We start from the raw sequence: 13,358 nt of genomic DNA on the forward strand, positions 1-13,358 counted from the left end.
CGGCGGTCCATTAACCTTGGTGGAGACACTCCCCCGGCTTCCCCTGGTTCGGGTCGCCATGCTCAGACATCAGAGAGAGGTTCGTGCCGTGGATACTGCCGACCGAGCGCACGCCCCGGTCGTCGTCGCCATCGACGGACCCTCCGGCTCCGGCAAGTCGACCGTCTCCCGGGCGGTCGCCGCCCGACTGGGGCTGAGCTTCCTGGACACCGGTGCGATGTACCGGGCGATGACCTGGTGGATGCTGGCCAACGACGTCGACGTCGACGACCCCGAAGCGGTGGCCGTCGCCTGCGGCAAGCCGGTGATCGTCTCCGGTACGGACGCGGACGGCCCGACCATCACGGTCGACGGTCAGGACGTCGCCGGCCCGATCCGGGGCCCCGAGGTGACCGCGCACGTCAGCGCCGTCGCCGCCGTCCCGGCGGTGCGGACCCGGCTGGTCGAGCTGCAGCGCGGCTGCGCCGAGGTCGCCGAGCGCGGCATCGTCGCGGAGGGCCGGGACATGGGGAGCGTGGTCTTCCCCGACGCGACCGTCAAGGTCTTCCTGACCGCGTCGGAGACGGCCCGCTCCGAGCGCCGGGCGGCCGAGCTCCGCGCCAAGGGCGTGGACGAGGCGACCCTCACCGCGATGGCCGCCGACCTGGCCCGCCGGGACGCGGCCGACTCGTCGCGGGCGACCGCCCCGCTGACCCAGGCCGCGGACGCGGTGCTGGTGGACACCAGCGAGCTCACCCTGGAGCAGGTGATCGACACGATCGCCGTCCTGGTGGAGGAGCGGGCCGGGTTCTCGGCAGTCTGACCGGACTGCCGGACTGCCGGACTGCGGGACCGGGGGCGGATCGCAGCCCGTCGGACGGCCGGAGCGGCCGTTCGACCCACCTGGTGGTCACCGGGTGACCACTCAAGACGGGTGCCGACGTGGCACCCGGACGCACGGGTGCCGACGTGGCACCCGGAACCGATCGCGCTGCCCCGGTGGGGCAGGTACGCACGGCACGCCCCTGGGAAGGGTCGGGCCGGGAAACGGACGACACGAATCATGACCGCAGAGCACTCCACCGCCGGGCACGGCGAGCTGGACGCCACCGACTACGCCGAGTTCATGGCACTGGCCGCCGAGGAGGGGTTCGAGGCCGAGGACTTCGACGGCCTCGGCGACGGCAGCCACGTCCCGCTGCCGGTGCTGGCCATCGTCGGCCGGCCGAACGTCGGCAAGTCGACCCTGGTCAACCGCATCATCGGCCGCCGCGAGGCCGTCGTCGAGGACAAGCCCGGCGTCACCCGCGACCGCGTCAGCTACGAGGCCAGCTGGAACGGCCGCCGCTTCAAGGTCGTCGACACCGGCGGCTGGGAGATCGACGTCCTCGGCATCGACGCCCTGGTGGCGGCCCAGGCCGAGCTGGGCATCGAGACCGCCGACGCGGTGCTGTTCGTCGTGGACGCCACCGTCGGCGCCACCGACACCGACGAAGCCCTGATCAAGCTCATCCGCCGGGCGGGCAAGCCGACCGTCCTGTGCGCCAACAAGGTCGACGGCCAGTCCACCGAGGCCGAGGCCTCCTACCTCTGGTCGCTCGGCCTCGGCGAGCCGTACCCCGTCTCCGCCCTGCACGGCCGCGGCTCCGGCGACCTGCTCGACGCCGTGATGGCCGCGCTGCCCGAGGCCCCGCCGCAGACCTTCGGCGACGCCGCCCCCGGCGGCCCGCGCCGGGTGGCGCTGATCGGCCGGCCCAACGTCGGCAAGTCCAGCCTGCTCAACAAGGTCGCCGGCGAGGAGCGGGTGGTCGTCAACGAGCTGGCCGGCACCACCCGTGACCCGGTCGACGAGATGATCGAACTCGGCGGCAAGACCTGGAAGTTCATCGACACCGCGGGTATCCGCCGCCGGGTCCACCTGACCGCCGGCGCCGACTTCTACGCCTCGCTGCGCACCTCCGCCGCCCTGGAGAAGGCCGAGGTCGCGGTCGTCCTGGTCGACGCCAGCGAGACCCTCACCGAGCAGGACACCCGGATCATCTCGATGGCCGTCGAGGCCGGGCGCGCCGTCGTCGTCGCCTACAACAAGTGGGACCAGCTCGACGAGGAGCGCCGGTACTACCTGGAGCGCGAGATCGAGCGCGACCTCGTCCAGGTGCAGTGGGCGCCCCGGGTCAACGTCTCGGCGAAGACCGGCCGGCACATGGAGCGGCTCGTTCCGGCGATCGAGACCGCGCTGGAGGGCTGGGAGACCCGCATCACGACCGCCCGGCTGAACGCCTTCCTCGGCGAGCTGGTCGCGGCGCACCCGCACCCGATCCGCGGCGGCAAGCAGCCGCGCATCCTGTTCGGCACCCAGGCGGGCATCCGCCCGCCGCGCTTCGTGCTGTTCGCCTCGGGCTTCCTGGAGGCCGGGTACCGCCGGTTCGTCGAGCGCCGGCTGCGCGAGGAGTTCGGCTTCGCCGGCACGCCGATCTCGATCTCGGTGCGTGTGCGGGAGAAGCGCAAGCGTAAGTAGTCGGCGGGCTGCCGCCGTCGGGCGGGCCCCTGGTCGACGGGGGCCCGCCGGGCTGTCGGTTCGGCGGCCCGGTTGTTCGGCGGTTCGACGGCTTGATGGTTCGACGGCTTGATGGTCGGCGGCCCGGTGGCCGTCGGCAGGCAGGTGCGCGGAGGCCCCGTCACCCGGTTCCCAGGACCGGATGACGGGGCCTCCGCGCGTGCGGGGCGGGGTGAGGGCGGTGGTCAGTGCTGGTCGCCGCTGCGGCCCGGGGGGAGGGAGAGCATGCTGCGGTGGCGGCCGCCGGCGGCCGGGCCCGGCGCGTGGCCGAAGCCCGCGCCCATGGCCGGCGCGGGGGCCGGGAGCGGCATCGGGTGCGGGACGGGGCCGAGGTAGCCGGCCGCGACCCAGCCCTGTCCGGTGCCGAACTGGGCGGCTGCCGCGGCTGCCGCGGCTGCCGTCGCGGTGGCGGGCTGGGTGGCTACGGGCACCGGTACGGCGGCGCCGTGGCTGAAGCCCTGGCCGGGGTTGTGGCCCGGGTGGTGGCCGCTTCCGTCGCCGGTGGGGGCGGCGGTGAGGCCGGCACCCGGATGGTTGGTGTGGCTGCCGGGACCGCCGTGGGTGTGGTGGCCGACCTGCCCCGTCTGTCCGGTGTGCCCCGTGTGTCCGGTGTGGGTGTGGTGACCGGTGGGGTCGTGCGGGGCGGACTGGCCGTGCTGTCCGGCGCCCCCCGACCCGCCCTGCTGGCTCGGCATGAACTGCGGGATGCCGATGGCCTGACCCGCGTACGTGTGGAAGGCCTGCTGCTGCGGCGGGTAGGGACGCGGCTCCGCGAGGACCGGATAGCCGTCACGGACGGCGAAGCCCGCGAACTTCAGGTTCTCCTCGCCGGAGCGGTCGCCCGGCAGCGCGCGGAAGAGGCGCCGGTACTCGGAGTACAGCTCGTCGTAGATCGGCGTCGTCGAGTGCGGGTGCTCTGCGTCGTACGACGGGCGCATGCCCGGGATCGCGCGGGAGGCGGTGGCGGACCGCCGGTGGGCTGCGGGGACGTCGTAGCTGTACACGCAGGGCCCAACGAGCGAGGACGGCGGGGGATGCGGGGTCCGGCGGTGCGGCCGGAAGGTGTCCTATGCCGATCGGGAGGGCGCGAGCAGGCCCGGCGGGCGCGGGGCGCGGGGCCGGGCGCGGAGGCGGGCGCGGGGTGGTCCGGCGCCCTGTCGGAGCTCTGTCCGCGCTGGGCTGGACGGGTGCCGGACGGGTGTGGGGCGCGGGGTCGGCGTCAGGTGCGTGCCGCTGCGGGGTGGCGCGCAGGTAAGGCGTACGCGCCCGGCGGGCGTGGTGTGCTGCGCGCGGGTGCGGTGCGCGGCGGCGGGCCACGCCGCCGGGCGGTGGTGCCGTACGGGTCCTGGGTCCTGCATGGCGCCTGCGCGCCGTGCCCTGCCGGGGGGCGTGGGCGTGCACGTGGGCGTGGGAGTGGGCGCGGACGTGTCGCCGGGAGCCCGGGGGCGGTGAGGGGGTGGGCGGCGTGGGGGCGGGCGGGGACGGGGACCGGGGCTGGGCGGTTGGCCCGGGTGCTGCTCCCGCCCCCGTCCGTCCCTGCCCCTTCCTGCCCCTTCCTGTCCGGGCCTTGATCTCCCGTTCGTTCCGGATCAGGTCCCGGCGAGGGGCAGGGAGGCGGCGACCACCTGGCCGAGGGAGACCGCGCGCTCCAGAGCCTGGCGCAGCAGGTCCTCGCGCGGCTGGCGTCCGACGGTCCCGGCGGGGACGGCGTACATGGTGACCTCGCCCAGCTGGTTGGCGGCGAACCGCCAGGCGTCGGTCACCTGGAGCGGCTGGTGGGCCTGCCACCAGCCGGTGCTCCCGCCGGTGGCGGAGGGTTGGAGGACGGCGTGCAGCTTGCCCATCGCGACCAGCACCGACCAGCCGGGCAGCTGGTCCGGCGTCTTGTCGAGGTCGGTGACCGGCTGGAATCCGGCGTCCTGGAGGAGGTCCAGGAACTCGTCCTCGCCGGTGACGTTGCCCGGCCGGCCGACCGGGCCGGTCGGCTCGACGACCAGCGAGGCGTGGCCGGCGTCGCCGTGCAGGACCAGTCCGCAGGTGATGCCGAGGATGGCGGCCTGGCCGGGGGCGGTCGGCTGTCCGGATGCCGCGGGCCGACCGGACTCGGGGGAGGGGGAGGGGGCCGGGACCGGCTGCTGGGGCCGGGAGGCGGTGCCGGGGGGCACGTCGCCCTGGGCCTGGCTGATGCTGCGGACGGCGCCGACCAGCTGCTCCTCGGAGACCGGGACCACCTGGGAGGGGATGCAGCGGGCGTGGGCGAAGGCGAGCACTGCGGTCTCCTCGCCGACGAACAGCACGGTGCTGGTGGGCTCCTGGAGCGTGTCGCCGGGCGTGCGGCAGGAGGTGCACTCGTAGCTGTCGGGCGCGTGGGCGCCGCCGAGCAGGCGGTCGGCCTCGTCGTCGCCGATCTCGGACCGGACCTCGTCGCTGACGTCGAGCATGCGCGGCACTTGTTCTCCTTGGTGAGGTGTCGGGGCCTGGGGCGGTGGTGGGGGTGAAGCGGGCGTTGGGGGCGAGGTGGAGCGGGTGTCGGGGCGGGGCGTCGGGGCGTCGGGGCGGTGCCGGCGGTGTCGTCGTCGGGGGTGCCGTCGAGGGTCTGGTCGGCGGCCTGGCGGGGCCGAACCGAGGGGGTCGGGTGGTCGGGTCTGTTCGAGCCCGGGCAGGGGTCGGCCCCGGCCGCCCTTACCAACGGGCCCCTGTGGCAGGGGTCACGGGTGGGGGGTGCGGGTGACGGGAATTGCCCGTGATTCGATCGCGGAGCGTGTCGTCATGCTCGCAATCTGTCGATCTCGGTGGCGCGCCTGCCGGAATGAAACCGTGAGGTGGGTCACGGGCCGTCGATGTTTGATCTAGGAAATGACGGTTAAAACGGACAATTTGGACAGGATTACTTGGTCGTTACCGGCGGTAATGCCCGGCTGAGCTGGGGAGACCCCCGAGCGTTTGGTCCCCCGGCGGCCGACTCGTAGCTTCATTGGCGGTGCAACGAGCACCACCCGGGTTCACCCCCGACGCACAGCCCGCCGGTTCAACCGGTGCGGGCCGTGCCCGCCGATGCGACCGCTCGAACAGGTCGCCGGTGCGTGGGCGGTGGCCGGGGCGGCGCGGTACGTCCGACACGTACCCGGCCGCCCGACGGACGCGGCGAGCGAATCCCAACCCCTTCGAGGGCTTGGTTCCGCATGCCCGCCCGGGGCTGTCGAGAGGAACCTCATGACCTTCCGTAACGAGACCGCCGCTGCCACCACCTCCACCGTCACCAAGCGCAACCGCGTTCGGATGGCTGTCGTGGCGGGCGCCGCTGTCGCGGCCCTGCCGGTGGCCGGCCTCGTCACGGCCAACTCGGCCTCCGCCGCCTCGGTCTCCACCTGGGACGCTGTCGCCCAGTGCGAGAGCGGCGGCAACTGGGCCATCAACACCGGCAACGGTTTCTACGGCGGTCTGCAGTTCACCTCCAGCACCTGGGCCGCCTTCGGTGGCACCGCCTACGCCTCGCAGGCCAACCTGGCCACCAAGGCGCAGCAGATCGCCGTCGCCGAGAAGGTCCTCGCCTCGCAGGGCCCGGGCGCCTGGCCCGTCTGCTCCGTCAAGGCCGGTCTGACCAAGGGCGGCGCCCCGGCTGCCGTCGACACCTCCGCGGGTGCGACCACCGCCCCCGCCGCGAAGCCGGCCGCCCCGGCCGCCACCGCGACCCCGAAGCCGGCTGCGCCGAAGGCCACCGAGGCCCCGAAGACCGCCGCTCCGAAGGCCGCTGTCGCCCCGAAGGCCGCCGAGGCGCCCAAGGCTGCCGAGGCCCCCAAGGCCGCCGCCGCGCCGAAGGCCGACAAGGCCGACAACGCTGCGAAGTCCGGCAAGTCCTGGACCTCGAACGACGCCAAGCAGGTCAACGGCGGCAACTACACCGTCCAGGCCGGCGACACCCTGAGCAGCATCGCCGCGGCCAAGGGCATCGACTGGCACGCGCTGTACGACAACAACGCCAAGGTCATCGGCGGCAACCCGAACCTGATCTTCCCGGGCCAGACCCTGACCGTCTGATCTGCCTGGTCCGTCCGGTGCGTCCGATCTGACGATCCGCTGGTCGGGTGACCGGTGATCCGTCGATCCGCCGGATCCCTGATCCGCCCCCGCACCGCGGGCCCCTCGCCGGGGCCCGCGGTGCGGGACCACAGGCCGCTTCCCCGCCCGCTGCGCGGGGGAGCGGCCGTCGGCGTTCCGCGGTGGCGCCGGTACTGGCGGTGGTGACGGTGGCGGCGACGGTGTGCTGCCGGTGGCGGAGTCAGCCCGTGGGGCGGGCACCCGGACGGCGGTACCGATCCGCCGCGCACCCCGGTCGTCGGCCTAGGGTCGGCTGTTGTGGCGTCAGATCCGTCGTGCCCTTGGCGGCCGTGACAGCCGTGGCGTCCGCGGTGTTCGCGGTGTTGGCGGGACACGTGGCCATCGAGGTGTTCGAGGCGTTCGCGGGGGTGATCGGGTGGCCGACAGGGAACGCGGACCGGCCGGGGCCGCCCCGCAGCCCGTCCGGCGAACCGCCGTCCGCGGTGCCGTCCTGGCCTCCACCGTCCTCTTCTCCGCCGCCGCCGCCGTCTGTCTGGCGGGCGCAGCGCCCGGGATGCCGACGGGCCGCGCCCGGGCCGCGGTCACGGTGGCGGACATGATCTGGGACGACCTCGCCGCCTGCGAGAGCGGGGGCGACTGGCAGGCCGACACCGGCAACGGGTACTTCGGCGGACTGCAGATCCGGCCGCCGACCTGGGAGGAGGCCGGCGGTCTGAGGTTCGCCGACCGGCCGGACCGCGCGACCCGGCGCCAGCAGACCACCGTCGGCGAGGAGATCCTGCGCCGGCAGGGCTGGGAGGCCTGGCCGGGCTGCGCGCGGGAGATCGGGATGATCGTCGACCCGGTGGAGTGAGCGGTCGCGGCGGCGTGCGGTGCCCGCTGTCGGAGGGGTGGGCGAGGATGGGGGAGTGACCCAGGGCGAGTTGTTCGGCGGCCTCTTCGACCCCTCCGCCGGGCGCGGGCGGTCCGAGCCGGCGCCCGGTGCCGTGCTGCTCCCCGGCTGGCTCGACGCGGAGGCGCAGCTGGGGCTGGTCGCCGACTGCCGCGACTGGTCCCGTCCGCCGGCCGGTCTGCACACCGTCCGGATGCCCAGCGGAGGGGTGATGTCCGTCCGGATGGTCGGCCTCGGCCTGCACTGGTACCCGTACGGCTACTCGCGGACCGCCGAGGACGGCACGCCCGTCAAGCCGTTCCCGTCCGACCTCGGCCGGCTGGCGCGCCGGGCGGTCGCCGACGCGTACGGCGACGCCGTCCCGGACATCCCCGGTGCGGCCGGGTACGAGCCGGACATCGCGATCGTCAACCACTACCCGCACGGTGCGCGGATGGGCCTGCACCAGGACCGCGACGAGCGGACGGACGCGCCGGTCGTCTCGCTCTCGCTGGGCGACACCTGCGTCTTCCGGCTCGGCAACACCGAGACCCGGACCAAGCCGTGGACCGACCTGGAGCTGCACAGCGGCGACCTGCTGGTCTTCGGCGGACCGGCCCGGTTCGCGTACCACGGCGTGGTGCGGACGCTGCCGGGGACGGCGGACCCGGCGCTGGGCCTGACCGGGCGGCTGAACATCACCGTGCGGCAGTCGGGGCTGTAGCCGGTCGGGGTCCGGCGGGTCGGTCGGGCGGGTCGGTCGGGCGGGCGGGCGGCGGCTTGGGTCCTGCTCCTGGTCGGTGAACGGCTCCGGTCCTGGTCGGGGGTCCGACGGCCGTCAGCCGACCGATACTGTTCGACCTCGTTCGAGTGAATCGACGAGGCCGGCCCTGGTGTGGGGAATGTCCCGGCTCGCTGAAGAATTCGATTGAGCTGGAGAATTCGAGAGAACGGGTTCCGACAGCCGGGCGGAAGACCTCCGGCCGGGTCGGCGGCCCGGAGAGGACGTGTCCCATGGGTACCCCCGTCGACGAACTCGTCGCGCTGCTGGATCTTGAGCAGATCGAGCTGAACATCTTCCGCGGGCGCAGCCCCGAGGAGGCGCTCCAGCGGACGTTCGGCGGCCAGGTCGCCGGGCAGGCGCTGGTCGCGGCGGGGCGCACCGTGGACGGCGACCGGCCGGTCCACTCGCTGCACGCGTACTTCCTGCGCCCCGGGGTGCCCGGGGTGCCGATCGTCTACCAGGTCGACCGGCTCCGGGACGGCCGCTCGTTCACCACCCGACGGGTGCTCGCCATCCAGGGCGGCCGGTCGATCTTCGCGCTGACCGCGGACTTCCACACCCCGGAGCCGGAGAGCATCGAGCACCAGTACCCGATGCCCGCCGTCCCGGCCCCCGAGGACCTGCCCAGCGCGCTCGACGAGGTCGGCTCCCGGCTGGGCGAACTGCCCCCGTTCATCAGCCGCCGCCAGCCCTTCGACATCCGGTACGTCGACCGGCTCCGCTGGACGACCGAGGAGCTGGCCGGCGTCGAGGCCCGCAGCGGCGTCTGGCTGCGCACCAACGGCGCCCTGCCCGACGATCCGCTGATCCACGTCTGCGCGCTCACCTACGCCAGCGACATGACGCTGCTGGACGCGGTCCGCGCCCCCGTCGAGCCGCTGTGGGGCACCCGGCACTTCGACATGGCCTCGCTCGACCACGCGATGTGGTTCCACCGGCCGTTCCGGACCGACGACTGGCTGCTCTACCAGCAGGAGTCCCCGATAGCCCACGGTGCCCGCGGACTCGCGCGCGGGCAGATCTACGACCGCAGCGGTCAGCTGGTGGTGTCGGTGGTCCAGGAGGGCCTGTTCCGGCGCATCAAGGACTGACTCGTCCCGGGACCGCCCCGTTCGGGACCGGCCCGGCAGGTGCCGGTGTGGCGGGGGACCGATACGGCCGGGACGGATGTGACGGGCGTGCGACGGGCACGCTACGGGCGTGCCAAGCCCTCCGGCAGCGGGAATGATCCACCCGGGTGCCGGATGTTGAGGGGGGTAACGGAGAACGGACGGCCCGCCCGGCGGGCCCTGGACCGGAGTGGGAGGGCGCGCCGATGACGGCGACAGCCGCGGAGGACTGGAAGCACTGGAGCGATCGGCGGGCTGCGTCCGTGAGCGCACCGCACGGGCAGCTGGCGCTCACCGGAACGCACTGGCTTGAACGGGAGCCCGCGGGGATCCCCGGCCTGCCGGGACTCTGGTGGACGGACGCCGAGGGCATCCGGGTCCGGGCGGCGGCGGCCGACGGCATCACCGTCGCGGGCGCCGCGACCCCCGTCGACGGGGAGGCACTGCTCCGCCCGGACACCGATCCGGCGGCGGACACCGCCACCCTGGGTGACCTGCTCCTGGTGCCGATCGAGCGCGAGGGCGAGCTGGCGCTGCGGGTCTTCGACCCCGCCGCACCGCGGCGGACGGCCTTCGCCGGCATCTCCGCGTACTCCTACGCGCCGGAGTGGGCCGTCCCGGCGGTCTTCACCGCGTTCGAGGAGGACGCCGCGCAGGCGGTGCTGGTCCCGAACGCCGACGGCAAGGAGCGCCCGCTGGCCGTGACGGGCCGGATCGAGTTCACCGTCGCGGGCGAGCACCGCACGCTGACGGTGAGCCGGTCGGGCAACGGGCTGAGCGGCGTCATCGCCGACGCGACCAGTGGCCGGGACACCTACCGGTTCCGGTTCATCACCCTCCCCGAGCCCGACGCGGACGGTCACACGGTGCTGGACCTGAACCGCGCCTACCTGCCGCCGTGCGCCTTCGCGGACCACTTCATCTGCCCCTTCCCGCCGCCCGGCAACCGCCTGGACTTCGCGGTCGAGGCCGGGGAGAAGCAGGTCCTCACCCGGTAGTCGCAGCCGGCCGCGCCTTCCCGCGCTCCCCGCCCCCGTTCCCGTCCGGCCTCCACGTCGGTCGGGGGCGGGGGCGGTCGGGTTTCGGGAGCGGTCGGGTCGGGGGCGGCCAGGCGGGTCGGGGGCGTGGGACCGTGGGGGAACTCGTTGACAGCCCCGGGGGTGCGTGCCACTCTCATCATTAGATAGCAACCTATCGATTTCTGAGGAGGCAGCACCACCATGTCCACGTCCACTGCCGCCCGCTCCCGGGTCTCCGCGTTCCAGAGGCTCGGCAACCGGACCATGCGGCTCTTCCACGGGCTCGGCATGCCCGTCGGCCCGATGCACCTGCTGAAGGTCAGGGGCCGGAAGTCCGGCCGCGAGTACACCAACCCGGTCGCCCCGGTACGGATCGACGGCGTGATGTACCTGCTCCAGGCCTTCCCGGGCTCCGACTGGACGAAGAACGTCCGGGCGGCGGGCGAGGCGGTCCTGGTCCGCGGGCGCCGGGCACGGCGCGTCCGACTGGTCGAGGTCCCGCCGGAGGAGCGCGGCCCGGTCGTCCGGGAGTTCCCCGGCCAGGTGCCCATGGGGGCGGGCATCTTCGTCAAGAACGGCGTGGTGCCCGACAAGCGGCCGGAGAGCTTCGAACGGGCCGCGCAGGGGATCCCGGTGTTCCGGGTCGTGCCACTCGACTGACCCCGGCCCCGTGGGGTTCCGCGCTTCCGCGCCCGCCGGGTCCGCCGGGTCCGCCGGGTCTCGCTTGGTCCCGTGCCCTGCGGTGGCCCCGGCCCGGCCCCCCGGTCCAGTCCCCCGGTCCAGTCCCCCGAGTCCGGCCTCCCGCGGACCGGCCTCCCGCAGGCCGTCTCGCCCGGCCCCGCTTCCCGCAGGCGGCACCCCCAGGCCGGGGACCTGCGGCGTCGGGCGTCGGCGCTAGGCTGCGCGGGGTGATGTCGCGATCGGCGGGAGGCCCGAATGCCCAGGCGGGAGAGCGTGGACGAGGACCCGGCCGTCGAGGGGCCGCCCGTCGAGGGGCCGTCCACGGAGGTCGCGGCCATGGAGGTCGCGGCTACCGGGCTGCCGGCTGAGCCGGCGTCCGCGGCGGTGGATCCCGGTCCGACGTGGCTGCGCACCAGCGTTGCGCCGAAGCTGCACCTGACCGCGAAGTCCTGCCGCGCGTTCTTCGAGGGGCGCCTCGCCGAGGAGGGCGCGACCTTCGCCGCCTGGACGGTACTGGCGGCCCTGAAGCTGGAAGGCCCGATGATCCAGCGCGCCCTCGCGCGCTACCTGGGCATCGAGGGGCCGACCCTGTCCCGGCAGCTGGAACAGATGGAACGCCGGGGGCTCGTGGTGCGCCGCCGCACCGACACCGACCGCCGCGCCGCCACCGTCGAACTGGCACCCGACGGGGAGGCGATGTACGCGCGGATCTCGGCCGTCGCGGTGCGCAGCCAGCAGGAGATGCTGCAGGGCCTCAGTGACGGCGACGTCGCCCAGCTCGCCGTCCTGCTGGACCGGATCCTCGGCAACGTCGGAGCAGGCTGACCCCGGTCGTCGGTGCCCGAAGTGCGGGGCGGAACATGGGTTCCCGTGTCGACCAATCATCCTGCCAATCAGCCCCCCGCCGACGCCGCCCCGCCCTCCTCCCCGCCGGCCTCCTCCCCGCCGGCCTCGGCCCCGGCCCCTTCGGCGCCCGCCACCCCTGTGCCCGCCGCCACCCGGCCGGTCGTCACCCCGCTCGCCGTCGCCCCGCCCGCCGTCACCCCGCCCTGGTACCGGCGAGCCGCGCGCGGAGCCTTCGCGGACCTCAGCCCGCTGCGCGACAACGCCGACTACCGGCGGGTCTGGTTCGGCCAGGTCGTCTCCTCGATCGGCCAGCAGATGACGGCCGTCGCCGTCTCCGTCGAGGTCTACGATCTGACCGGCTCCAGCTTCGCGACCGGCCTGGTCGGCCTCTTCTCCCTCTTCCCCCTCATCGCCTTCGGCCTCTACGGCGGTGCGATCGCCGACAGCGTCGACCGCCGCCGCCTCGGCCTGATCGGCTCGGCCGGCCTGGCCGTCGTCTCCGCGGTCCTCGCCGCCCAGGCGCTGGCGGGCCTCGGCCTCGTAGCCGTCCTCTACGCCGCCGTCGCCGTCCAGGCGGGCTTCTTCGCGCTGGGCTCACCCGCCCGCTCGGCGATGATCCCGCGCCTGGTCCCCGCCGCCCAGCTCCCCGCGGCCAACGCCCTGAACACCGTCAGCATGAACCTCGGCCTCACCGTCGGCCCCATGCTCGGCGGCGTCCTCATCGGCGCCTACGGAGTCCAGTCCGCCTACCTCGTCGACACCGTCGCCTTCGCCGCCACCATCTACGCCATGTGGCGCCTGCCCGCCATGCGCCCGCTCGGCGAGGGCAAGGGCCGGGCCTCCGTCCTCGACGGCCTCCGCTTCCTGCGTGAGCAGCCCAACCTGCGCACCAGCTTCCTCGCCGACCTCGCCGCGATGATCTTCGGCATGCCGCGCGCCCTCTTCCCCGCCATCGCGGTGACCTTCTACGGCGGCGACGCCCGCACCGTCGGCCTCCTCGTCGCCGCCCCCGCCGTGGGCGCCCTCGTCGGAGCCGTCTTCTCCGGCTGGGTCGGCCGCGTCCGCCGCCAGGGCGCCGCCGTCCTCGCCGCCGTCGTCGCCTGGGGCCTCGCCATCGCGGCCTTCGGCCTCGTCCGCAACCTCTGGCTCGGCCTCCTCCTGCTTGCCGTCGCCGGCTGCGCCGACACCGTCAGCATGATCTTCCGCAACACGATGATGCAGGTCGCCGCCCCCGACGAGATGCGCGGCCGACTCCAGGGCGTCTTCATCGTGATCGTCGCCGGCGGCCCCCGCCTCGGCGACTTCGAGTCCGGCGCGGTCGCCTCCCTCACCAGCCCCGCCGTCTCCGTCGTCACCGGCGGCCTCGCCTGCGTCGCCGCCATCGCCCTCCTCGCCGCCCGCCGCCCCGCCTTCCTCCGCTACGACGCCCGCCACCCCACCCCCTGACCCCACC

At 74.4% G+C, this 13,358-nt stretch carries 12 protein-coding genes; 10 read left to right on the forward strand and 2 right to left on the reverse strand.

The annotated features are described in order from the left end of the window. The first annotated feature begins 88 nt into the window (after positions 1 to 88). Positions 89 to 802 (forward strand): (d)CMP kinase, encoded by a 714-nt coding sequence (gene cmk / locus OG550_RS27825; RefSeq protein WP_327682057.1) that lies wholly within the window; start codon positions 89 to 91, stop codon positions 800 to 802. 240 nt (positions 803 to 1,042) lie between these two features. After that, complete coding sequence (gene der / locus OG550_RS27830) at positions 1,043 to 2,497, forward strand: ribosome biogenesis GTPase Der (protein ID WP_327682059.1); 1,455 nt, start codon at positions 1,043 to 1,045, stop codon at positions 2,495 to 2,497. A gap of 224 nt (positions 2,498 to 2,721) precedes the next feature. Here the strand turns inward: der and OG550_RS27835 are convergent, their stop codons facing one another. Both OG550_RS27835 and OG550_RS27840 read right to left on the reverse strand, forming a co-directional pair. After that, entirely contained in the window at positions 2,722 to 3,540 is an 819-nt protein-coding gene (locus OG550_RS27835; protein ID WP_327684314.1) for a hypothetical protein, read from the reverse strand. Between the two features lie 585 nt (positions 3,541 to 4,125). After that, complete coding sequence (locus OG550_RS27840) at positions 4,126 to 4,986, reverse strand: hypothetical protein (RefSeq protein ID WP_327682061.1); 861 nt, start codon at positions 4,984 to 4,986, stop codon at positions 4,126 to 4,128. A 763-nt stretch (positions 4,987 to 5,749) separates the two neighbouring features. On the opposite strand from OG550_RS27840, the gene OG550_RS27845 reads away from it, so the two are divergent. The 8 genes from OG550_RS27845 (at position 5,750) to OG550_RS27880 (ending at position 13,351) form a co-directional block, all read left to right on the forward strand. Beyond that, on the forward strand, positions 5,750 to 6,574 hold the full coding sequence (locus OG550_RS27845) for a LysM peptidoglycan-binding domain-containing protein (RefSeq protein ID WP_327682062.1): 825 nt from the start codon (positions 5,750 to 5,752) through the stop codon (positions 6,572 to 6,574). A gap of 436 nt (positions 6,575 to 7,010) precedes the next feature. Beyond that, the gene (locus tag OG550_RS27850; protein ID WP_327682063.1) at positions 7,011 to 7,448 is read left to right on the forward strand and encodes a transglycosylase family protein; all 438 of its coding nucleotides are present in this window, start codon (positions 7,011 to 7,013) and stop codon (positions 7,446 to 7,448) included. A 55-nt stretch (positions 7,449 to 7,503) separates the two neighbouring features. Beyond that, on the forward strand, positions 7,504 to 8,190 hold the full coding sequence (locus OG550_RS27855) for an alpha-ketoglutarate-dependent dioxygenase AlkB family protein (RefSeq protein WP_327682064.1): 687 nt from the start codon (positions 7,504 to 7,506) through the stop codon (positions 8,188 to 8,190). Positions 8,191 to 8,480: 290 nt separating this feature from the next. Then, positions 8,481 to 9,341 (forward strand): acyl-CoA thioesterase, encoded by an 861-nt coding sequence (locus tag OG550_RS27860; protein WP_327682066.1) that lies wholly within the window; start codon positions 8,481 to 8,483, stop codon positions 9,339 to 9,341. A 224-nt stretch (positions 9,342 to 9,565) separates the two neighbouring features. Beyond that, entirely contained in the window at positions 9,566 to 10,357 is a 792-nt protein-coding gene (locus OG550_RS27865) for a DUF1684 domain-containing protein (RefSeq protein ID WP_327682067.1), read from the forward strand. Between the two features lie 222 nt (positions 10,358 to 10,579). After that, positions 10,580 to 11,038, forward strand: coding sequence for a nitroreductase/quinone reductase family protein (locus tag OG550_RS27870; protein ID WP_327682069.1), 459 nt, complete (start codon positions 10,580 to 10,582; stop codon positions 11,036 to 11,038). Between the two features lie 276 nt (positions 11,039 to 11,314). Continuing rightward, complete coding sequence (locus OG550_RS27875) at positions 11,315 to 11,884, forward strand: MarR family winged helix-turn-helix transcriptional regulator (RefSeq protein ID WP_327682071.1); 570 nt, start codon at positions 11,315 to 11,317, stop codon at positions 11,882 to 11,884. A 270-nt stretch (positions 11,885 to 12,154) separates the two neighbouring features. Further along, a complete protein-coding gene (locus OG550_RS27880) occupies positions 12,155 to 13,351 on the forward strand; it encodes an MFS transporter (RefSeq protein ID WP_327684203.1) in 1,197 nt (398 codons plus the stop codon). Positions 13,352 to 13,358 lie beyond the last annotated feature (7 nt).

This window comes from Kitasatospora sp. NBC_00458, from assembly GCF_036013975.1.
GTDB lineage: Bacteria > Actinomycetota > Actinomycetes > Streptomycetales > Streptomycetaceae > Kitasatospora.

What these genes read in the sequence shown, in the direction of transcription:
- der (WP_327682059.1), top strand. Translation starts at nt 1,043, where the DNA reads ATGACCGCAGAGCACTCCACCGCCGGGCACGGCGAGCTGGACGCCACC.
- OG550_RS27845 (WP_327682062.1), top strand. Translation starts at nt 5,750, where the DNA reads ATGACCTTCCGTAACGAGACCGCCGCTGCCACCACCTCCACCGTCACC.
- OG550_RS27860 (WP_327682066.1), top strand. Translation starts at nt 8,481, where the DNA reads ATGGGTACCCCCGTCGACGAACTCGTCGCGCTGCTGGATCTTGAGCAG.
- OG550_RS27865 (WP_327682067.1), top strand. Translation starts at nt 9,566, where the DNA reads ATGACGGCGACAGCCGCGGAGGACTGGAAGCACTGGAGCGATCGGCGG.
- OG550_RS27870 (WP_327682069.1), top strand. Translation starts at nt 10,580, where the DNA reads ATGTCCACGTCCACTGCCGCCCGCTCCCGGGTCTCCGCGTTCCAGAGG.
- OG550_RS27875 (WP_327682071.1), top strand. Translation starts at nt 11,315, where the DNA reads ATGCCCAGGCGGGAGAGCGTGGACGAGGACCCGGCCGTCGAGGGGCCG.